Source organism: Bacillus cereus group sp. TH152-1LC (assembly GCF_027710505.1).
In the GTDB taxonomy this organism is placed as follows: domain Bacteria; phylum Bacillota; class Bacilli; order Bacillales; family Bacillaceae_G; genus Bacillus_A; species Bacillus_A mobilis.
On sequence record NZ_JAQFNK010000026.1, the window covers coordinates 39,964 to 58,875 of the forward strand.

Sequence of the window (18,912 nt, forward strand, 5' to 3'; positions counted from 1 at the left end):
ATGAAAAAAGAGAGAAAACCTAAAATTGTTATCATGGGAGGCGGTACCGGACTCTCTGTTTTATTACGAGGATTAAAACAATATCCAGTTGATATTACAGCAGTTGTTACAATCGCTGATGATGGTGGCAGTTCAGGTAGATTACGTGATGAGCTAGAAATTCCACCCCCAGGTGACATTCGCAACGTACTTGTTGCGTTATCAGATGTAGAACCGCTGGTGGAAGCTTTATTTCAGCATCGTTTCACAACGGGAGACGGGCTGAAAGGTCATGCGTTAGGAAATTTATTATTGGCGGGTATGACCTCGATTACAGGAGACTTTTTCCATGCGATTACGGAAACGAGTAAAGTGTTAAATGTCAGAGGACGTGTGTTACCGGCAGCGAACCAAAGTGCGGTACTTCATGCGGAACTAGAGGATGGAGAAATTGTAACAGGTGAATCAAAGATTCCTTATTACGGAAAGAAGATTAACCGCGTCTTTTTAACTCCGGAAGATGTAGAGCCGTTACATGAAACGTTGGCTGAGATTAAACGAGCTGATTTACTTGTTTTTGGTCCAGGAAGTTTGTATACGAGTATATTACCGAATTTAGTTGTTAACAAAATCGGGGACGCTGTTCTTGCTGCAAAAGCTAAGAAGGTATATGTGTGTAATGTTATGACGCAAGCTGGTGAAACGATGGGATATACTGCGTTTGACCACGTGCAGGCGTTACATGATCATTTAGGTAAACCATTTATCGATACTGCAATTGTAAATAACCGTGATATTCCTTGTGAATTACGTCAGTTATATGAGGAAGAAATGTCGGCGCCAGTTGTAGTAGATGAAGAGCGTTTTACAGAGAGCAATATTGATGTCATTCAAGATCAATTAGCAAAGTATGATGATCGTGTTGTAAGGCACGATACATTAAAACTAGCTTCTATTTTATATTCACTGTTGTAGATGAGCGTTGCCTCGTTTGAGGTAACGCTCATCCTTTCATATAGGACAAGATTTTTGTTCCAAAGTAATCGTATAAGGAGGTGTTGACTGTGTCATTTGCATCAGAAACAAAGAAAGAGTTGACGAATCTTGAGATGAAGGAATGCTGTGAGAAAGCAGAATTATCAGCGTTACTTCGAATGAACGGATCGCTTTCTTTTTCAAATCGTCGTCTATCTATCGATATTCAAACGGAGAATGCGGCAATTGCAAGAAGGATTTATACGCTTTTGAAAAAAGGATATGACGTGACGGTAGAATTGCTTGTTCGTAAAAAAATGCGATTGAAGAAAAATAATGTATATATTGTGCGGCTTGTTGAGAAGTCTCGTGAAATATTAGCTGATCTTCATATTGTTCGAGACGACTTTTCGTTGATCCGAAATATATCACAAGAATTGATTGAGAAGAAATGTTGTAAACGATCGTATTCACGCGGTGCATTTTTGGCAGGTGGTTCAGTAAATAACCCAGAAACATCATCTTATCATTTAGAGGTCTTTTCGTTATATAAGGAACATAATGATGCTATATGTGAACTGATGAACGGATTTGATTTAAATAGTAAGACGTTGGAAAGAAGAAAAGGGTACATTACGTATTTGAAAGAAGCAGAAAAGATTACAGAGTTTTTAAATATTATAGGCGCTCATAATGCGCTTTTAAGATTTGAAGACATTCGAATCGTTCGCGATATGCGTAATTCAGTAAATCGTTTGGTGAACTGCGAAACAGCCAATTTAAATAAAACAATTGGTGCAGCGCTAAGGCAGATTGAAAATATCCGTTATATTGATGAGACAGTTGGTCTTGATATATTACCAGATAAACTGCGAGAAATTGCACAATTACGAAGAGATTATCAAGATGTAACATTGAAAGAGTTAGGCGAGATGGTATCCGGGGGGAAAATTAGTAAATCGGGTATTAATCATCGTTTGCGTAAAATCGATGAGATTGCAGAGAAATTACGCGCGGGGGAAACGGTAGCAAAAAAATAAGAGGTTAAAGGGGAAATGGAGCTGTGGTTCAAAAAAGAGTTAAGGTTTCATTAAAAAACGGTTTACAAGCACGTCCGGCTGCGTTGTTTGTACAAGAGGCCAATCGCTTTCATGCGGATATCTTCATCGAGAAAGATGGAAAGACAGTGAATGCAAAGAGCATAATGGGGATTATGAGCTTAGCAATTGGAACTGGTAGCATGATAACAATTACAACAGAAGGTTCAGATGCAGAAGAAGCTTTAGAAGCATTAGCTGCATATGTACAATAAGAAGCTATCGCGCATGTGCGATAGCTTTTTTGTTTTGTTGTTTGTTGGTGGGTATGCGAGTGCGGAGGCCACACTATAAAAAAAGCGCCCTGCTATAGGGCGCTTCCGCTTTAAATCTATCTAGCTCCACCGGCTAGAATCTTCGGTCGTTTCGCCCCTTCATTCGAGGCAAAAGCGCCTCGGAATCAGGGGCTCCATCGCCCTGCGATTCTGAACGAGCCGCTTCTGCTTTAAATATCTATTAACGATTTGTAAAGATCTTATCGATTAAACCGTATTCTAGAGCTTTTTCTGCTGTCATGAAGTTGTCGCGGTCTGTGTCGCGTTGTAGTACTTCAAGTGGTTGACCTGTGCGGTCAGCAAGAATTTGGTTTAGTTTTTCACGTAAGAACAGGATACGTTTTGCAGCGATTTCGATTTCAGTCGCTTGACCTTGTGCTCCACCAAGTGGTTGGTGAATCATTACTTCACTGTTTGGAAGTGCATAACGTTTTCCTTTTTCACCTGCTGCAAGTAAGAATGCACCCATAGATGCAGCCATACCGATACAGATTGTTGATACTTGTGGTTTAATAAACTGCATTGTATCGTAAATTGCCATACCTGCTGTGATAGAACCACCAGGGCTGTTGATGTAGATGTGAATATCTTTTTCTGGATCTTGAGATTCCAAGAATAAAAGCTGGGAAACGATTGAGTTAGCTACGTTGTCATCAATTGCACTACCAAGCATAATGATGCGGTCTTTTAATAGTCGAGAGTAAATATCGTAAGCGCGTTCTCCACGATTTGTTTGTTCAATTACTGTAGGAATTAAATTCATCTGTTATTTCCTCCTTCTAAAGCTTTCTTAGTCTTATAATACAATTATGGTCAATAAAGGTCAAACGAAACCACTTTAAATCAAAAAAATATGTAGTTGTACCATGAAATATTCGCTATGTTTTTGAAATTCCCTGCTTATGTATCTTCAACATCATAACCGAATTACATAAATTTAAACGTTATAAAAACTATAGAAAAAAAGAAAAGAACGCCTTTTTACTACAGCGTTCTTTCGATATCTATTCTTTTAAAAGATAGGTTACTTTATTTAAAATCTTTTCGATGTGTTTCGCGTTTTTACTATACATTTCGCTTGCTGATTTCGACTTTGTTTCTAGGGAAAATAGTTCAAGATCAGCATGACATTTTTTTAAAGATGCTAATAATAAAGGCTTATTTTGAGGAGAAGGCATTTGTAGTTTGTCATTATAAATGTCGATAGTAAGTTGTCCATATGAATCCACTTGACCGAGAAAAACATTTTCAATAACAACACCGAGCTTTTCTAGTTCGGAATGTAACCAAGCACGGTTATGCCCGCTTGAGGATAAAGGTTCATCTAAGACATTTCCATCCATAATAACAGTTTGTGGTTCTTTTTCATTTGGTACTTTTAAGCCGATGTCTTTTGCTGTAAGTGGTTGAGAATCTTTCTTTAATAGTACATTTAATTCTCCGCTCGGTTCTAAGACAGCAAATTCGACTTCAGCTACGCTGAAAGCATTTTTTCCACGAAGTAGTTCCAGTAATTCGTCACTTGTATATTTTTCTTTCTTTAAGTTGTCTTCGAGTATCTTTCCGTCTTTTATTAGTACGGTAGATTTTCCTTCAAAAAAATCTCGAGCTGTTTTGTTCTTTAAAGAGAGGATGCCTGTTAAAAAAGGTACCACAGCGAAAATGAGTATCGCAAAGACGCCGTGGAAAAATTTTGAATCGAGCCCTGTAGATACTTGGGCAGCGATGTCACCGATTGTCATTCCGGCTATGTATTCAAAAAAGGAGAGCTGAGAGATTTGTCTTTTCCCTAACCATTTCGTAATAGCGAATAAAATAATTAATATGAATACAGAGCGAAGAATGACAAGTGTCCATTCCGGCAGGTGAGACATAGTCATTTCCTCCAGTCTACTTAAAACCCTTTATATTGAGGTTCTTCACGTTCTAATACTGAAACTCTATTCTGTAAATCAGTGATGATGCTGTCCATTTCTAACATGCATTCATGAAATACACGTTTTGATTCCGCGTCCTGTGAATTTAGTGAAAGAGAGCTTAAACTTGCTTGAGCGCCCCTTACACTAGCGAGGCAGGTTTTAACGCTAGCGATAACTGTCATACGAACACCTTACCCTTTCGGTTTGAATAGCAATGCTCCAATGAAGCCGAAAATAATAGCTGCAGATACGCCGGCGCTCGTTACTTTAAACATGCCGGTAATGACGCCGACGATACCATGTTTTGCAGCTTCTTCCATTGCGCCGTGAACGAGGGCATTACCGAAACTTGTAATAGGTACAGTTGCCCCGGCTCCAGCGAAATCAATTAATGGTTCATACAGGTTGAATCCGTCCAGTATAGCGCCGACAACAACAAGTGTTGCCATTGTATGAGCGGGTGTTAGCTTGCCGACATCAAACATAAGTTGGCCGATTACACAGATGAGTCCGCCAATGACGAAAGCCCAGAAAAAAATCATTGCGTTGCACCTCCGAATTCAATCGAAACGGCGTGAGCGATACACGGAATCGTTTCTTCTTGTTGGAATGTAAGTGGAGATAGTAAAGCGCCTGTCGCAACGACAAGTATTTTTTTGAACTCTCCTCTTTTCATTCGGTTTAATAAATGACCGTACACGACTGTTGCGGAACATCCTGGTCCACTCGCCCCAGCTATGACTGGTTGTCCGTCTCTGTAAATAATGATTCCACAATCTTGGAATTGTTCACTTGTTACTTTTGTTCCGTGTTTATGTAGTAGGTCGTAGGCAATTTCGCGACCGACATGTCCAAGGTCACCTGTTACGATTAAGTCGTAATAAGAGGCGTCAATTTGTCGTTCACGTAAATGGGCTTCAATTGTATCGACAGCCGCTGGGGCCATCGCACCACCCATATTAAAAGGATCTGTTAATCCCATATCAATCACTCGTCCAATTGTTGCAGATGTTACTCTAGGACCATGTCCAGTGTCGCTTAAAATAGCTGCACCAGCTCCAGTTACTGTCCATTGTGCGGTAGGAGGTTTTTGACCGCCGTATTCAGTTGGATATCGGAATTGTTTTTCTACAGCGGCATTATGGCTGGATGCCCCAGTTAATAAATATTTTGCGCCTTTTGCATTTACAATGCTTGCCCCGAGTGCTAATCCTTCCATTGAAGTAGAACATGCTCCGAATAATCCGAGATATGGTGTGCCGAGTGTACGGCAGGCAAAGCTTGTTGGAGTGATTTGATTAATTAAATCTCCTGCAAGTACAAATTGAATATCATCTTTACGAAGCTTGGCTTTTTCAGTAGCACGGCTACAAGCTTCTTCGAATAAAATTTTATGGGCTTTTTCATAGGAATCCTGTCCGAGCCATAAATCTTCATGAAGGATATCGAAGTCTTCTGGAATGTTCCCTTTTGCTTCAAACGGTCCACCAACGACTCCTGTCGAAATAATAACGGGTTTATTTTCAAATACCCACGTTCGGTGTCCTTGTAACATTTATAGCCCTCCCCATTGAACGAGAATCGTTTTAATAAGTGCGATGACGAAAGCTGAAAATACACCAAATAAAATAACAGAACCGGCTAATTTAAACATATTTCCTCCAACGCCGAGTACGAACCCTTCAGTTCGGTGTTCGATACATGCGGCAATAACAGAGTTACCGAATCCAGTAACGGGTACAGCTGTGCCTGCTCCAGCAAACTGCCCAAAGCGGTCATATATACCGAATCCAGTTAGCAACATGGAGATGAAAATAAGAGTTGCGACTGTTGGATTTCCTGCTGAACGCTCAGTGAAATCAAAATATGTGATGTAAAAAGTAGAAATAAGTTGTCCGATGAAGCAAATAAAACCACCGACGAAAAAGGCTTTTATACAATTTTTCAAGACAGGGCGCTTCGGTTCTCGTTCTTGCTCGAATTTTTTATACTCCTGTTGCACAGGGGTTAAGTTCTTATCTTTACTAGACATTGCAATCCTTCCTTTTCTTTTAAAAAGCGTTAAGTGTTAGACTCCATTTTTTTCCCGATGAGTTTTAATTGCTTATTAATCTCATCTTTAGATACTTTTTTTTCCTTTATCCTTTTTTCAAGTTTTTCGAGTAACATAAAGATTTTTTTATCTGTACTTACACGAACATCGAAAGTAGGATGTTCATCACTTAGCTGCTTTTGAAGCTTCTTACGTAAAGGTTTTAATCCAAACCTTTCGTGGTGCTCCGGTGTAACTGCTATGTAGAGATCTAAATTTGAATTCACTGCTGTGCTTTTTATAATTTCATCCATAGCGAGAGCTCTTTTCTTTGCTCCTTGTGATATAGATTGATTAAATGATTCCGTACTCGTCTTTGTTAATTTGGGACCTTTCTCTTTCTCCGTTCGTTTTGCTTCTTCTTTCACTTTTTTATCTAAGGGACTATTATCACATCCGGTAAAAGAGCTACATAGAAGGGCAAATAATGCGGTTATGAGGCCGAGTTTTCGCATGATTATCATTCCATTTCTATTGCAATATGTAATGTGATAGAAAAAGGATGACTGCATATCATCCTTTTTCTATTTCACAGCATGACGAATACGTTATTGCTGTGAGTATTGTGGTTCTTCTTGTTGGACTTCTTCAACGCGTGGGTTTAAAGAATCGATAATCGTTTGCGTTTGCTCTGCAGCTGTTTGGAAAAGTTGCTTTGCTTGTTGGTTATCCGTATCAAGAGCGAATCCCTCTAAGCTAGCTTGTGCACTTTTTAATCCAGAAACAGTTTGCTTTAATTTTGTAATTACAGTCATTGAATGAAGCCCCCTTTGGAATATCAATTCAAAGATTATAATTTGTGAGTTGGGGTGAATTTATGATTGGAAAATTTAGGGGGAAAGCATGTGAAGGTTACAATTTTGTAATGAATATGTAAGGAAAAGCGATAGTGGAACAAATTTTTTTCTTCTAGAATAAAGAAAGTAAAGCAAGTCAAAAAGATATTTTAAGGAGAAAAAATGAAGAAATTATTATTAGGTTTAATTGGACTTTTTATATTAGTTATTGGTGTGGCAAGTGTTTCTCATAATGAGATAACAGATAGATACAACCCGCTTGTGAAAGAGGATTGGTTATATGTAAAAGCGAAAGAATCTGGCCGACTATCCAAAATCGGAGAGGTAGCTGGGGATTATAAACTTACTGGTTATTACGCTTCGGGAGAAGGAAAAGACGTTAAGTTTTATGCACCTCGTGGGCTTCGAGAAGGAGCGTATGTAAAGGTTAAAACAAAAGGTGAATATATTGAAACATACCAAGAAGTACAGCCGAATGAAATTCCAAAAGGGATTAAAGAGAAACTAGATAAATAAAATGGGTAAGAAGTGCCTCCTAAATGTAGAAATTAGGGGGCTTTTTTATGCAGACAAAAAGCGTATATATAATGTGCTATCAAAGAGTTTTTATTGATTTAAATGGTTTTTATTGCTATTATTATGAAGAGAAAATGAAGTGTTTTCTATAATCATGCGCCCATAGCTCAGTCGGATAGAGCGGTGGTTTCCGGTACCACGTCTGCCGGGGGTTCGAATCCCTCTGGGCGCGCTTTTAGATTTTTAAATAATTACATGTTTTTTCTTAAAACCTTGATATGACTGGGTTTATATAATTTTGTAGGAACTATCTATTTCAAATAAACTTATACGTTTAGAATTTTTTTTGCACGATTTTTGCACGTTTTATATAACTGATTGGAACAAATTCAACATAGTTTGATCAACGATTCTAGATTCCTTTTGTTCCATTTCATCTAAGACATGTGAATATGTTTGTAGTGTAATTACAATATCTTTGTGGCCAAGTCTTCTTGAAATGTATTTTATATTAACGCCATTGTATAAGAGTATAGATGCATGTGTATGGCGTAATGAATGACATGTTATCGGTTTAACATTGCATCTTGCGCAAATCTTTTTGAGAACTTTGTTTACAGCGTTATTTGTTATAACTTCCATTTGATTATTAATAAAACACAAGTTTTTAGTATTCCTTAAACCTGTTTTCAGAGCATGTTCTTTTTGGTGTTTTTGTAAATCTTTTAACATACTCACTGTTTCCTTATCAATTGTTATTGTACGTACAGATTGATAATTTTTAGTGTTACCAAAGTCATTCTTATCACGATAATCCCACGTCTTATTGATTGTAATTGTTCTTTCTTCTATGTTTACACAGTCCCATGTCATCCCTATTATTTCACCAAATCTTGCCCCAGTGGCTATGGCAAAAAGAATTATATATCTTGAAATGTATTGTGTTGTTAAATTTGTGCGTAATTCATCCACTATTTTTTTCATCTCTTCTTGATTGATAAACTTTAATTCTTCTGATTTTGTTTCATTCTCTCCATGTATAATAGCTTTGTAAGTAGGATCTCTATGCAAAATTCCATCTTCAATTGCATATTTTATACATGCTTTAACACAGTTATGTTTTTTCTTGACGGTCATTTTAGCACGTTTTTTAGATAATTCATTTAAAAAGTTTTGATATAAAACTCTATTTAAGTCTTTCATACGGACACCAATAAAATGCTCTTCGACTAATTTTACAGATTGTAAAAGGTTTTTCTCATGCGATAGACTATGTTTTCCTTTTTTATATACCTCAAACCATTCTCTCATATACTCGGAGAATAGTTTATCTTCTGCATTTAAATTATGTCCACGACTTATTTTTTTTTCTAATTCACTTGCTGCAATTGCTGCTTCTTTTTTGGTCGAGAATCCACCTTGGGTTTTTGTTTTGTATTTATCTCCATCTTTATAAGAAACGCGATACCTCCAACCAGTTGCTCTTTTTTCAAAACTTGCCAAGTTTTTCTCCTCCATTCAAAATAAAATTCACTAAAACTTTTGAATGTTTATATGTGTATCAGTTAAGAAATGAACTAAGTAATTTTTATGATAAAAAGATACTCCTTTTGTCATCCGGATATATTCAAATGCATCTATAACACAAGCCGTTGTAACTTCAAGTTCTTCTGCTATATCCCAAGGTGTTTGGATGCCTTTTTCATAGCATAGTATTAAAGCATCAATTGTAACAATTCGGAGGCAGCCTATTTTTCGGGCTTGGAATTCTTGCTGACGTTCGGTAATAGTTTCCTGTCTAATTATATTACCTATGCCTTTCTCAAAGTGAGCTATTTCCTCACTAACTGTTACGTACTTTTCTGCAATGGTTTGATTAAGATTATTATTGATATATATTTCACTACCAACACAAAGTCCACTTAACCCATTAGGCATCTCATTATTAAAGTTGAAAGTTATTTCTGGATATTGTGCTATAAGTGTTTCCAACTTGTTCATATAAATGCTCCTATTTTCTTTTACTTTTAACAAAATTAATGAAGTCCATTACCTCTTGTAGTTCTTCTTTGCTTAGATTATCTTCCATGTGAGCTGCGATTACCATATGAGGATCATCTTCTGTTTCCTGATCCTTGTTTATAGTGATAATCCCTGATACATCATCATCAGTAATTCTTTCTCCTTTTTCCAGCTTTTCTGCTATCGTAAAGAAACTTTGGGGACTTACCTGTAATGCCTTTGCATAATTTTGTATATCTAATTCATCAAGTGTGCTATTTCTATTTTCATGACCAGATATGGTGCTTTGTTTATAACCAGTAATTTTTTCTAAATCTTTTTGAGTCATTCTTCTGTATTTACGTAAATATTTGATCGCTGGACCCAGAATATTTTTTTTCAATTTCAAGTGACCTCCATCCATTGATACGATAAGGATAGTATACTCTAAAATAACGCGTGATACAATAATAATATTGCGTATCATAATATTGTTTCTGTATATAGCTTGAATAATATCGAGATGTGCGATATTATTTGGTCATCGGATAATTCGGAGGTGACACAATGACTGTTAAAGAAGAAATTAGAAAGAAATATTTAAAACCCAAACGAATTTTAAAAAGAGAAAGAATGGCACGTGATATCACGATTGCAGAAATGGCAATTGCATTGGGAATCAATAGAGACGCATACTCTGCGAAGGAAAAAGGGAAATTTTCATTTTCGGATTATGAGATGCAAGTTATTAAAAAAAAGTTAGGCTTACCAATTGAGTATCTTTTTTTTATAGATTAATATCGAGTATCTCAATATTTTAGGAGGGCTTTATGTGGAAAAAGAAAAAACATGGTGGGAAATGAAAGATTTAAAAAAAGCTACTGGATATAGTTATGGTTGGTTAACACAAAATATTCTTTACAAACCTTGTTATAAGAAAATATTGGATATTAACAACGGTGGTTTTGTTTATTATCCAGAGTCTAGAGGGAAAAAGTGGTTGTTTATAGCTGATAGAATGCAGGAGTTTCTTGAGAAGCATTTTAATCAGATTGTAAGTAAATAAAAGCAAGTTAATTTACATATATCCATTAGATCAATAAATCTTAAGGAGAGTGAGAAGCATGAATGGAGTACTATTAGCAACACGAATTATGAAAGGGCATGAAGTCGTTAAAAAATGCGCAGAAGCAAGAAATAACCCTTTACTATTAGAAGCTATGGAATCAGAAGCAAAACGTAAGTTATATGAAATGAACCGTAAGGTTTCAAATCGAAGGGAGGTGAGTTAATTGAAGGAAGTAACATTAGTTTTTAAATCAGGTGCTAAAGCAAGTTTTACAGTAGAACAATTTAAAACATTTAAAAATAGTTTTGGATTTTTATCAGGAATTGAATATGAAGGTGCTACTGGAAAGGTACCATTGCACATTGGTGTGAGTAATATCGATGCAATATTTGTGGAAGACATTATTGAAGAGGAATCTAAGGAGCCAGATCAACCAATTGAAGATTTCTATGGTTGTGAAATTAAACAAGATGATAAGTATTTTATGTTTGGCCAGGATGCCGTACTTGAAGGAAATCAAACGAATTACTTAATTGCGGAACAAAGTGTTGAATGCTTTCGAGCTGTATAAAAGGAGAAACCGCCAGTTGGGGCTGACGGCCTAATAAAAACACATGTTGAGGTCATTATAGCATGAAATGAATGCATGTAAAGGAGTGAACGATCATAATTGAAAATCTAATGATTATAGGAAATCCAAATGATTCAGCGATAACGAATGTTATGGGGCATTGTGCGAGTTGCAATAAGGAAATCTACTGCGGTGAAGAGTACTTGGATTTTGAAGGTGATTGTATACACAATTCAACAGAATGCGTTAAGGAATACGTTGTTGTACATTCTACCCAAAAGATAGCAGGTGAATGAAATGAACTTACAACAAAAGATTGAAAGTGAGATAACCATTTTAAGGCGTCTAATTGATCGATACAAACGTTGTGATGATTCGGAATCCATTTGTATGGTGATTGCCTATGAATATGGATTGCAGATGTTGATGGAAGTATATGAAATGAGTAAACAAAAAGAGGTGCTGCCGTTTTGAATGGTGGAATTGAAGAACTAGAAAAGTCATTAAGTGTGGAACAACGAAGGTTAAGTGAACACAAAAGAGAGTTAGAAAGGCTAATAGAAAAGAAACCGATTGTGGAACAAAATATTTGGAACACAGAAAGTAAAATTTTTGATTTGGAAGCTTCTATTTTTGTTTTGAAAAGCATGGCGAAGGAGTGAATCAATTGGAAATCACAAACGGTGCTGCCATTACCAAAAGTAAAAAAGCAAAAATTATTATCTATTCAAAGCCAGGTAACGGTAAAACAACAGTTGCTGGATTGTTACCAGGCAAAACATTAGTCTTGGATATTGATGGGACAAGCCAAGTTTTAGAAGGATATGAAAATGTAGATGTAGCTAAAATTGATGGTGAAAATCCACATGATAGCATCCTACAATTTTATGCATTAGCAAAAGCAAATATCGCTAAATACGATAACATCTTTGTTGATAATTTAACGCATTACCAAAAGTTATGGTTACTTAAAAAAGGTGAAAATACGAAAAGTGGTATGCCGGAATTAAAGGATTACGCTTTACTAGATAACCATCTTTTAAAGGTAGTAGAAACGTTTAACTCATTAGATGCAAATGTTATTTTTACAGCTTGGGAAACAACAAGAAATATCATTCATGATGATGGGCAGCAATATACACAATTCATTCCAGATATTCGGGATAAAATCGTCAATCATATTATGGGAATTGTTCATGTGGTTGGTCAATTGGTTAAAAAGGCAGATGGTACAAGAGGATTTGTTTTAGAAGGTAATCAAAGTGTTTTTGCTAAGAACCATCTCGATGTGCGGAAAGGCTGTATACAAGAAGAATTAATTGTGTCATCCACAAACTAATAAACAGGGGGAAATAAATAATGAGTTTCTTTCAATTTGATGAAACAAACGTAAATACAGGTTTTGAATTAGTTGCTGAAGGTAAATATGAAGCGGTAATTGTAAATGCGGAAGCTGGCAAAACACAAGCTGGTAAAGATAAATTATCGATAGATTTTGAAATTCGAAGTGATGTAACACAACATCATCAAGGAGCAAAAGTGCTTTATAACATGTTTACGTTCGAACATGAGGTTTCGGTTAGAATCGTCAATTCTTTATTAAAAGCATGTGGCTTTGGACATCATCATGCTTTCGCATCTGCTGAAGATATGGGGAAACAACTTCTCAATAAGAATCTACAAATCACAGTAAAACATGAAGAGTACGATAAGATTGTGGATGGTCAAAAACAAAAACGTACGGTAGCCAAGGCAAAATATTATGATGTGTCGGACGTAAATCCGATAACAAGTGGTCCAGCAGTAACAGTCGGTGATGATATGTTACCGTTTTAAATAACTACATAGAGAGGTTGGTTTGTACCGACTTCTCTTGTTTATATCTTAAAAGGCTAACCGGAGGTTGTAATGAAACAGAATCCATACAATTTTAATGAGATACCAACAGAGCTGAAAAGCTTACCGCAGTGGGTGCTTTGGCGCAAAGAAGAGAGAAATGGAAAACCGACGAAGATACCGTATCAAGCCAACGGCGAAATGGCGCAAGCAAATAATAGGCGTACATGGTCGACATTAGCAACAGCGGTCAAGTTTTATTTAGAAGGCGATTATGACGGAATAGGGTTCGTGTTCAGCAGGCAGGATAACTATATAGGAATAGACATTGATAAGTGTGTTGTGGCCGGAAAAACAAATACTTTTGCAACAGAAATTATCGATACAGTAGACAGTTATACAGAGTTTTCACCATCAGGAAAAGGTATCCACATCATTATCAAAGGGAACCTTCCACAATCTGTTTTAGGTACTGGAAGGAAGAATACCAAGCATGGTTTAGAAATTTACTCATACGGACGATTCTTCACATTCACTGGAAATCGAGAAAATTCTAATAATGTGTATGATCGTACGGATGAATTAGCAGAAGTGTTTGAACAGTATTTCGATGATAGTGACATACAAGGTCGCGTGAATTTAGCAGAATTTGAAAAAGATGAAATCAAAATTTCAAATGATGCTTTATGGGAGAAAATGTTCCGTAGTAAAAATGGCGATGAAATTCGCTCATTATACAATGGAAGCCTAATTAATAAAGATCATTCGGCAAGTGACCTTTCTCTATGTAACCATTTAGCATTTTGGACAGGGAAATCAGCAACACGAATGGATTCCATGTTTCGTGAGACGAGCTTAATACGTGATAAATGGGACGTTATCCATTTCAGAGATACAAACGAAACATATGGGGAAAGAACGATAGCAACGGCTATTTCATCTACTTCTTCCACAATTCTAGATTATAAGCAACCATTCGATGAATTTTCATTTGATTTTATAAGTGAAGATGTAGCTGAAGTTGTGGAAGACAAACCAAAAAGGAAATTTAAACTAACGGAACTTGGAAATGCGGAACGTATTGCTTATGAATACGGCCATGTAATTAAATTCGTTCATGATATCGGTTGGTATATATGGGATGGAAAACGATGGAGAGTGGATACGAAGAAAGAAATTGAAAGAATTACAGCAAAAGTTCTCCGTAGTCTTTCTAAATCAGAAGATGAATCGGAAATAAAATGGGCACGTATGTGTGAGCGTAGAAATGTAAGAATGAATAGTATCAAAGATCTTATGCCATTGGTCCCAGGAGCGCGTGAAGATTTTGATAGCCATAAATATTTATTCAATGTTGCAAATGGAATGGTAGACTTACAGACGGGGCAGCTTCGTCCGCATGATCGGGAGGTATATCTATCGAAAATCACCAATGTTACATTTGATGAGCAAGCGAAATGTCCAGAGTGGATGAAGTTTTTAGAACAAATTTTTCAGGGGAATCAAGAGTTGATGGAATATATGCAACGATTGATTGGCTATTCTCTTACTGGAGAAATTGCCGAGCAAATCATGGTCTTCTTAATCGGTGGAGGTTCTAACGGAAAATCAACTTTTATCAATATCATTAAGGACCTTATGGGTGATTATGGAAGACAAACGAAGTCCGATACTTTTATCAAGAAGAAAGAAACAGGAGCGAATAATGATATTGCTAGGTTGGCTGGGGCCCGGTTTGTATCCGCCATCGAAAGTGAAGATGGGGAGCAACTCTCAGAGACATTTGTCAAGCAAATAACAGGTGGTGAGCCTGTATTAGCAAGGTTCTTAAGACAAGAGTTTTTCGAGTTCATACCTGAATTTAAAGTTTTCTTCACTACAAATCATAAGCCGGTTATAAAAGGTGTGGATGAAGGGATTTGGAGACGTATTCGTTTGATTCCATTCAATCTACAGCTACCTAAAGAAAAACGTGATAAGAAATTGCCAGAAAAACTAAGTCTTGAAATGCCAGGCATACTAAATTGGGCGATTGAAGGTTGTTTGAAGTGGCAGCAGTCAGGTTTAAATGATCCGGCGATTGTTAGGAAAGCCACAGGTGATTACAAAGAAGAAATGGATATACTTGGTCCATTTATGTTTGAGTGTTGTTTTAAAAGAGATGACGTTCAATTGGAAGCAAAACAATTATATGAAACGTATGCGAATTGGTGTTTTAGAAATGGTGAGCATCAATTAAAAAATAGGGCATTTTATCGGATTTTGGAAACGCAGGGTTTTAAAAGAGAGCGTGGCAACAGAAATAAGTATTACATCAAAGGTGTTACTTTAATAGACCGAAATAATACTGATAAGCAATCAAAGTTACTGGAAAACGAAGAAAATAGTGAGAATGTTACTAAAAGTAACAAATTTAAAATCTCATAAAAAACCTTGTGTATCAAGGGTTAAAGATGCTTTTTATATTCTTTTTGTTACTTTTGTTATTAAATATTACCTTCTAAAAAAATAATATATATATTCTATTAGGAGCCTACAAGGAATTTTTAGATAACACCAATAACACGAAACACTTCAATCCCTTGTGGTTGTAAGTCTTGTGACGTGTTACTAAATGAAAAAAAGCGTGATTTATGGTGTTTTTTGAGTGGGAAAAGGTCATTTTAGTAACAGGCTGGGTAATGGAGGTGGGTTATTATGAAAAAGTTTATAGAAGAAAATACCGAACGAGATATTAAAAGTTTTGAGTTAACTGATGACTTATATAAACGTTATTTGAAATATTGTGAAACGTATGATTTGGAATCTATTAGTAGAAGAAGCTTTAGTTATCAATTGAGTAAAGAACGAATCGGAGCATACCACAAGTTTAGAAATAAACCAGCAAGGTGGGGAGTGAAACTACTGCCATGCAAGTATTGAAAATTGTATCAGATATTTGGAAAGCGGGTGCGAATATTTATTTGGATCCGAGCGATGACCGAATGGGAATAACGAGACAAAACTTAATCTCAACGGAAGTGATGCAAGCTGCAGAACAACATTTTCAGGAAATCCATACATGGTTTCAATCCTGGAAGAATGAAAGTGTCGAGGACATCACCATGTTGAAGATTTTGTATCAATTCTGTGGATGGCAGCATAATCAAAAATTACATGACTGGTTACGAGCTGATGTAGATTCCTTACAACTCTTTTATGACTGGACGATTGTACTTGCGGAGAATGGTTGGACAGACATCTATGAAGACTATCGTCCATTTAAAAATGATAAATCGGTTGTAATGTCAAGAAAGATATATGAACGTGCGGTTATACATGTGAAGAAAGGAGTATGGAATTGATCAGTTATCGTTATACAGACACGGAAATACACAACATTCTTAAAACACTCACGATTGTAATTGATTCTCGTGAAAACGTAAATGGCCATATTCGCGATTATTTACATCAAAAGGGAGTCCCTATGAAAAATCAAAAATTAGATACAGGTGATTATGGTTACATGATTCCGAAAAATGAAGAACTGGGAATACCTCGTGATATCTATTTAGATAGCCGAGTAGAACGAAAGGCCCACATGGATGAGATCACAGGGAACTTACAAAAAAATACGCAAACAGCGTTTGAAAATGAATTGATTCGTTCAAAGGACATTCCATTCACTCTAATTGTGGAGGACCTACATGGATACGAAAAGATGCTACAAGGGAAGTATCATTCCAAATACAATCCACTAGCGTTACTGGGAAGGCTAAATACATTTAAAGCAAAGTATGGCTTTGAAATTGTGTATTTGGATAAAAAATTCAGTGGGAATTGGATTTATCATCATTTTTATTATCAAGCGAAATATTATCTTAAAACGGGCATTTTTTAATTTTGGGGAGAAACATGGATAAGCGTATTTATAAAGAAAGAGCCCTGAAGTAAAGGGCTCTCGGACCAGTGTATACCTACAATTACTAATAATATATGCTTAGCTTTTGTAAATGGTTAATTAAACCAAAAAAGATATTGAAATCCAGATGCAGTCTTCAATAACTTTCGGAAAAATTAGTGTAATCAGACTTTTTCAGCTGAGTAAATTTTTTTATAGTGTATGTTCATCTTTAAGAAAAGGTTCATTGAACCAAAAGGAGCAACTAACAAAAGTTAGATGCCCAAGTGTAAAGAAGAAGCAAATCGGAAGGTAACTCAATGACCTTATGTGTATAGTATGGGCAAGCACAATTATTTTATACATAAGTGGAATGAAAAAATGGTTATAAATACCCAAAATAGTCAAAGCTAATTTTAATACAAACGATATTTTTATGGAAAGAGGAATGGATATGAAAAAATACAGACCTAGTATGGGAAAAGCGAATGTGGTGGAAGGTGAAACGCTACTGTTTCCATTTAGAACATTATCAAATGAAATTTCAAAAATAATAGGTGAAGTAGTGTCATTTGATAAAACCAGTGATGGTTTGGAATATATAGAGGTGAACGTAGGCGATAAAAGAATCAAACGATATGTAATTTAGTCAATCATTCATTTCCTATGAAAAAGGAGCTATATAATGAGGAAATTCAGCGTTTAAATATATTCTCAATACCATAGTTCTGTGGACGATAAAATGTCTAAAAATGTGTGAAACCAGTTTATAAAACAATTCATCAGTTTTGAGATGAAATCAAAGGGGGAGAAAACAATGAAAAAGGATACGAAACGTAAGGTTAGAAAGGCAATTGCTCGTAGAGGTAAGTTAGTAGAAAGATATCGTGTTGAAACAGCGTGGAGAAACATATTTGTACAAGCTGGCATCTTAAAATAAGTGAGGTGGCATACACATTGCTAGAATGGTTAAAAGGTTATCATAAGTTAGAAGATGAAATTATCTATTTAGAAAGTGATTTAGATAGAAGCAAGAAAGAGTTAAAACGTTGGATATATAGTGACTTGCAAGAAGTGCGATTAACTGAAGGGGCAGAAGGAGGAAAGCTTGAAGATCGTATTGCTGTACGTGAACATGACCTAGCTCATAAGATGAATGACATGTACGAATTAAAGAAAGTGATTCAATCATTCAAAGGATTAGAACATAAGATTATGTATGGTAAGTATGTGGAGGGTAAGACATTGGAAAAGCTTGCTGAAGAATTAGACTACAGTCCGCGTTATATCTATAATAAACATGCGCAAATAAAGCGAATGATTGAATATGCTCAAAAGCTAGGTTAACAAAACATTAAGTTCACTTCAGTTCATGTTAACTATTGCAAAAAGGAGTTATAGTAATAACATAAAGAATTGACGAAAAGATAGCTGGTCTACAGTTGTTCTTTCATCATGTCAAAAAACGCGTATTGGTGACAGAGGCAGTACTCGTTTTTTGAAACTGATAGTCTACTATTATTGTTATGAGAGTAAGTCCTAAATAAATAATAGTTTGACAAGAAGGATTTCAAGATAATATATGTAACAATAGATAAAGATTGTTACCAAAAAACTAATTAATTTTGTTGGATTTACCAAATTTCAGACATAATCGGAATGCCGAATCATACATTTATAGGGAACAGTTACAATTCCTCTTTACGAGAGGGCACTTATCTGGAGGGGAGTGCCCTCTTTCGTATGCCAAAATTAGAAGATGCATATGTCGTGAATAAGGTAAGGTTCGATAACAGTGGTGAATGGATATTAAAATATCACGTACCGTATTATATAATTCATTTCAAAAGGAATGAAAAATGCAAATGCAATGTATGGCAGGTCATGTGGAGTATAAATTCGCAT

Annotated in this window: 30 protein-coding genes and 1 tRNA gene; 20 read left to right on the forward strand and 11 right to left on the reverse strand. The window is 36.0% G+C overall.

Annotated elements, in window-relative coordinates:
* The 3 genes from PDL00_RS30330 (at position 1) to PDL00_RS30340 (ending at position 2,266) form a co-directional block, all read left to right on the forward strand.
* Positions 1-954, forward strand: coding sequence for a gluconeogenesis factor YvcK family protein (locus PDL00_RS30330; RefSeq protein WP_098374190.1), 954 nt, complete (start codon positions 1-3; stop codon positions 952-954).
* An 89-nt stretch (positions 955-1,043) separates the two neighbouring features.
* Positions 1,044-1,994: a DNA-binding protein WhiA gene (gene whiA / locus PDL00_RS30335; RefSeq protein ID WP_270733316.1), complete on the forward strand. Its 951-nt coding sequence runs from the start codon at positions 1,044-1,046 to the stop codon at positions 1,992-1,994.
* A 23-nt stretch (positions 1,995-2,017) separates the two neighbouring features.
* Positions 2,018-2,266 (forward strand): HPr family phosphocarrier protein, encoded by a 249-nt coding sequence (locus PDL00_RS30340; RefSeq protein WP_000250306.1) that lies wholly within the window; start codon positions 2,018-2,020, stop codon positions 2,264-2,266.
* 241 nt (positions 2,267-2,507) lie between these two features.
* Here the strand turns inward: PDL00_RS30340 and clpP are convergent, their stop codons facing one another.
* The 8 genes from clpP to PDL00_RS30380 all read right to left on the reverse strand — a co-directional run bounded on the left by clpP (position 2,508) and on the right by PDL00_RS30380 (position 7,092).
* On the reverse strand, positions 2,508-3,089 hold the full coding sequence (gene clpP / locus PDL00_RS30345) for an ATP-dependent Clp endopeptidase proteolytic subunit ClpP (protein ID WP_001049162.1): 582 nt from the start codon (positions 3,087-3,089) through the stop codon (positions 2,508-2,510).
* A gap of 241 nt (positions 3,090-3,330) precedes the next feature.
* Positions 3,331-4,200, reverse strand: coding sequence for a DUF421 domain-containing protein (locus tag PDL00_RS30350; RefSeq protein WP_098585090.1), 870 nt, complete (start codon positions 4,198-4,200; stop codon positions 3,331-3,333).
* 20 nt (positions 4,201-4,220) lie between these two features.
* Positions 4,221-4,427 carry a DUF1657 domain-containing protein gene (locus PDL00_RS30355; RefSeq protein ID WP_002034728.1) on the reverse strand — a complete coding sequence of 69 codons (207 nt, stop codon included), beginning with the start codon at positions 4,425-4,427 and terminating at the stop codon, positions 4,221-4,223.
* Between the two features lie 9 nt (positions 4,428-4,436).
* Complete coding sequence (gene spoVAE, locus PDL00_RS30360) at positions 4,437-4,787, reverse strand: stage V sporulation protein AE (protein WP_000575922.1); 351 nt, start codon at positions 4,785-4,787, stop codon at positions 4,437-4,439.
* On the reverse strand, positions 4,784-5,800 hold the full coding sequence (gene spoVAD, locus PDL00_RS30365; RefSeq protein ID WP_000938978.1) for a stage V sporulation protein AD: 1,017 nt from the start codon (positions 5,798-5,800) through the stop codon (positions 4,784-4,786). The genes spoVAE and spoVAD overlap by 4 nt, the downstream gene beginning before the upstream one ends.
* Entirely contained in the window at positions 5,801-6,277 is a 477-nt protein-coding gene (gene spoVAC, locus PDL00_RS30370; protein ID WP_000095399.1) for a stage V sporulation protein AC, read from the reverse strand.
* A gap of 29 nt (positions 6,278-6,306) precedes the next feature.
* Positions 6,307-6,792, reverse strand: a complete 486-nt coding sequence (locus PDL00_RS30375; protein ID WP_242255313.1) for a YhcN/YlaJ family sporulation lipoprotein — start codon at positions 6,790-6,792, stop codon at positions 6,307-6,309.
* 93 nt (positions 6,793-6,885) lie between these two features.
* Positions 6,886-7,092 (reverse strand): DUF1657 domain-containing protein, encoded by a 207-nt coding sequence (locus PDL00_RS30380; RefSeq protein ID WP_000216160.1) that lies wholly within the window; start codon positions 7,090-7,092, stop codon positions 6,886-6,888.
* A 204-nt stretch (positions 7,093-7,296) separates the two neighbouring features.
* Here PDL00_RS30380 and PDL00_RS30385 point away from each other — a divergent pair, with 204 nt between their 5' ends.
* Entirely contained in the window at positions 7,297-7,650 is a 354-nt protein-coding gene (locus PDL00_RS30385; protein WP_270733317.1) for a YxeA family protein, read from the forward strand.
* Positions 7,651-7,806: 156 nt separating this feature from the next.
* Positions 7,807-7,882 (forward strand) — tRNA-Arg (locus PDL00_RS30390).
* 134 nt (positions 7,883-8,016) lie between these two features.
* On the opposite strand, the gene PDL00_RS30395 is transcribed toward PDL00_RS30390, so the two are convergent.
* Genes PDL00_RS30395 through PDL00_RS30405 form a run of 3 tightly spaced genes read right to left on the reverse strand, consistent with a single transcriptional unit; the run spans position 8,017 to position 10,054 of the window.
* Positions 8,017-9,153: a tyrosine-type recombinase/integrase gene (locus tag PDL00_RS30395; protein WP_270733318.1), complete on the reverse strand. Its 1,137-nt coding sequence runs from the start codon at positions 9,151-9,153 to the stop codon at positions 8,017-8,019.
* A 30-nt stretch (positions 9,154-9,183) separates the two neighbouring features.
* Positions 9,184-9,651, reverse strand: coding sequence for a hypothetical protein (locus PDL00_RS30400; protein WP_038413877.1), 468 nt, complete (start codon positions 9,649-9,651; stop codon positions 9,184-9,186).
* A 10-nt stretch (positions 9,652-9,661) separates the two neighbouring features.
* Positions 9,662-10,054, reverse strand: a complete 393-nt coding sequence (locus tag PDL00_RS30405; RefSeq protein ID WP_023523448.1) for a helix-turn-helix domain-containing protein — start codon at positions 10,052-10,054, stop codon at positions 9,662-9,664.
* 164 nt (positions 10,055-10,218) lie between these two features.
* Here PDL00_RS30405 and PDL00_RS30410 point away from each other — a divergent pair, with 164 nt between their 5' ends.
* The 15 genes from PDL00_RS30410 (at position 10,219) to PDL00_RS30485 (ending at position 18,354) form a co-directional block, all read left to right on the forward strand.
* The gene (locus tag PDL00_RS30410) at positions 10,219-10,449 is read left to right on the forward strand and encodes a helix-turn-helix transcriptional regulator (RefSeq protein ID WP_000216290.1); all 231 of its coding nucleotides are present in this window, start codon (positions 10,219-10,221) and stop codon (positions 10,447-10,449) included.
* A 34-nt stretch (positions 10,450-10,483) separates the two neighbouring features.
* On the forward strand, positions 10,484-10,717 hold the full coding sequence (locus PDL00_RS30415) for a DUF771 domain-containing protein (RefSeq protein WP_023523446.1): 234 nt from the start codon (positions 10,484-10,486) through the stop codon (positions 10,715-10,717).
* A gap of 58 nt (positions 10,718-10,775) precedes the next feature.
* The gene (locus tag PDL00_RS30420) at positions 10,776-10,943 is read left to right on the forward strand and encodes a hypothetical protein (protein WP_001014678.1); all 168 of its coding nucleotides are present in this window, start codon (positions 10,776-10,778) and stop codon (positions 10,941-10,943) included.
* Positions 10,944-11,291, forward strand: coding sequence for a YqaI family protein (locus tag PDL00_RS30425; RefSeq protein WP_270733324.1), 348 nt, complete (start codon positions 10,944-10,946; stop codon positions 11,289-11,291).
* A gap of 297 nt (positions 11,292-11,588) precedes the next feature.
* Positions 11,589-11,765 (forward strand): hypothetical protein, encoded by a 177-nt coding sequence (locus tag PDL00_RS30435; RefSeq protein ID WP_001053267.1) that lies wholly within the window; start codon positions 11,589-11,591, stop codon positions 11,763-11,765.
* The gene (locus tag PDL00_RS30440; RefSeq protein WP_023521063.1) at positions 11,762-11,953 is read left to right on the forward strand and encodes a hypothetical protein; all 192 of its coding nucleotides are present in this window, start codon (positions 11,762-11,764) and stop codon (positions 11,951-11,953) included. The genes PDL00_RS30435 and PDL00_RS30440 overlap by 4 nt, the downstream gene beginning before the upstream one ends.
* A gap of 5 nt (positions 11,954-11,958) precedes the next feature.
* Positions 11,959-12,630 (forward strand): AAA family ATPase, encoded by a 672-nt coding sequence (locus PDL00_RS30445; protein WP_098214350.1) that lies wholly within the window; start codon positions 11,959-11,961, stop codon positions 12,628-12,630.
* 20 nt (positions 12,631-12,650) lie between these two features.
* Positions 12,651-13,127 (forward strand): DUF669 domain-containing protein, encoded by a 477-nt coding sequence (locus PDL00_RS30450; protein WP_098214349.1) that lies wholly within the window; start codon positions 12,651-12,653, stop codon positions 13,125-13,127.
* 72 nt (positions 13,128-13,199) lie between these two features.
* Positions 13,200-15,554, forward strand: a complete 2,355-nt coding sequence (locus PDL00_RS30455) for a phage/plasmid primase, P4 family (protein ID WP_270733328.1) — start codon at positions 13,200-13,202, stop codon at positions 15,552-15,554.
* A 270-nt stretch (positions 15,555-15,824) separates the two neighbouring features.
* A complete protein-coding gene (locus PDL00_RS30460; RefSeq protein ID WP_023523441.1) occupies positions 15,825-16,049 on the forward strand; it encodes a primase-like DNA-binding domain-containing protein in 225 nt (74 codons plus the stop codon).
* On the forward strand, positions 16,037-16,471 hold the full coding sequence (locus tag PDL00_RS30465; RefSeq protein WP_098214347.1) for a hypothetical protein: 435 nt from the start codon (positions 16,037-16,039) through the stop codon (positions 16,469-16,471). Before PDL00_RS30460 ends, PDL00_RS30465 begins: the two co-directional genes overlap by 13 nt.
* The gene (locus tag PDL00_RS30470) at positions 16,468-17,007 is read left to right on the forward strand and encodes an ERCC4 domain-containing protein (protein WP_098214346.1); all 540 of its coding nucleotides are present in this window, start codon (positions 16,468-16,470) and stop codon (positions 17,005-17,007) included. The genes PDL00_RS30465 and PDL00_RS30470 overlap by 4 nt, the downstream gene beginning before the upstream one ends.
* A 454-nt stretch (positions 17,008-17,461) precedes the next feature.
* The gene (locus tag PDL00_RS30475) at positions 17,462-17,656 is read left to right on the forward strand and encodes a hypothetical protein (RefSeq protein ID WP_023523438.1); all 195 of its coding nucleotides are present in this window, start codon (positions 17,462-17,464) and stop codon (positions 17,654-17,656) included.
* Between the two features lie 168 nt (positions 17,657-17,824).
* Complete coding sequence (locus tag PDL00_RS30480; RefSeq protein ID WP_006921851.1) at positions 17,825-17,947, forward strand: DUF3983 domain-containing protein; 123 nt, start codon at positions 17,825-17,827, stop codon at positions 17,945-17,947.
* Between the two features lie 17 nt (positions 17,948-17,964).
* Complete coding sequence (locus tag PDL00_RS30485) at positions 17,965-18,354, forward strand: hypothetical protein (RefSeq protein ID WP_023523437.1); 390 nt, start codon at positions 17,965-17,967, stop codon at positions 18,352-18,354.
* Positions 18,355-18,912 lie beyond the last annotated feature (558 nt).

Excerpts from the sequence above, each read along its gene's own strand:
- PDL00_RS30330 (WP_098374190.1), top strand. The coding sequence starts at position 1 with ATGAAAAAAGAGAGAAAACCTAAAATTGTTATCATGGGAGGCGGTACC.
- clpP (WP_001049162.1), bottom strand. The coding sequence starts at position 3,089 with ATGAATTTAATTCCTACAGTAATTGAACAAACAAATCGTGGAGAACGC.
- PDL00_RS30350 (WP_098585090.1), bottom strand. The coding sequence starts at position 4,200 with ATGTCTCACCTGCCGGAATGGACACTTGTCATTCTTCGCTCTGTATTC.
- PDL00_RS30355 (WP_002034728.1), bottom strand. The coding sequence starts at position 4,427 with ATGACAGTTATCGCTAGCGTTAAAACCTGCCTCGCTAGTGTAAGGGGC.
- spoVAE (WP_000575922.1), bottom strand. The coding sequence starts at position 4,787 with ATGATTTTTTTCTGGGCTTTCGTCATTGGCGGACTCATCTGTGTAATC.
- spoVAD (WP_000938978.1), bottom strand. The coding sequence starts at position 5,800 with ATGTTACAAGGACACCGAACGTGGGTATTTGAAAATAAACCCGTTATT.
- spoVAC (WP_000095399.1), bottom strand. The coding sequence starts at position 6,277 with ATGTCTAGTAAAGATAAGAACTTAACCCCTGTGCAACAGGAGTATAAA.
- PDL00_RS30375 (WP_242255313.1), bottom strand. The coding sequence starts at position 6,792 with ATGCGAAAACTCGGCCTCATAACCGCATTATTTGCCCTTCTATGTAGC.
- PDL00_RS30380 (WP_000216160.1), bottom strand. The coding sequence starts at position 7,092 with ATGACTGTAATTACAAAATTAAAGCAAACTGTTTCTGGATTAAAAAGT.
- PDL00_RS30385 (WP_270733317.1), top strand. The coding sequence starts at position 7,297 with ATGAAGAAATTATTATTAGGTTTAATTGGACTTTTTATATTAGTTATT.
- PDL00_RS30400 (WP_038413877.1), bottom strand. The coding sequence starts at position 9,651 with ATGAACAAGTTGGAAACACTTATAGCACAATATCCAGAAATAACTTTC.
- PDL00_RS30410 (WP_000216290.1), top strand. The coding sequence starts at position 10,219 with ATGACTGTTAAAGAAGAAATTAGAAAGAAATATTTAAAACCCAAACGA.
- PDL00_RS30420 (WP_001014678.1), top strand. The coding sequence starts at position 10,776 with ATGAATGGAGTACTATTAGCAACACGAATTATGAAAGGGCATGAAGTC.
- PDL00_RS30435 (WP_001053267.1), top strand. The coding sequence starts at position 11,589 with ATGAACTTACAACAAAAGATTGAAAGTGAGATAACCATTTTAAGGCGT.
- PDL00_RS30450 (WP_098214349.1), top strand. The coding sequence starts at position 12,651 with ATGAGTTTCTTTCAATTTGATGAAACAAACGTAAATACAGGTTTTGAA.
- PDL00_RS30455 (WP_270733328.1), top strand. The coding sequence starts at position 13,200 with ATGAAACAGAATCCATACAATTTTAATGAGATACCAACAGAGCTGAAA.
- PDL00_RS30460 (WP_023523441.1), top strand. The coding sequence starts at position 15,825 with ATGAAAAAGTTTATAGAAGAAAATACCGAACGAGATATTAAAAGTTTT.
- PDL00_RS30465 (WP_098214347.1), top strand. The coding sequence starts at position 16,037 with ATGCAAGTATTGAAAATTGTATCAGATATTTGGAAAGCGGGTGCGAAT.
- PDL00_RS30475 (WP_023523438.1), top strand. The coding sequence starts at position 17,462 with ATGAAAAAATACAGACCTAGTATGGGAAAAGCGAATGTGGTGGAAGGT.
- PDL00_RS30480 (WP_006921851.1), top strand. The coding sequence starts at position 17,825 with ATGAAAAAGGATACGAAACGTAAGGTTAGAAAGGCAATTGCTCGTAGA.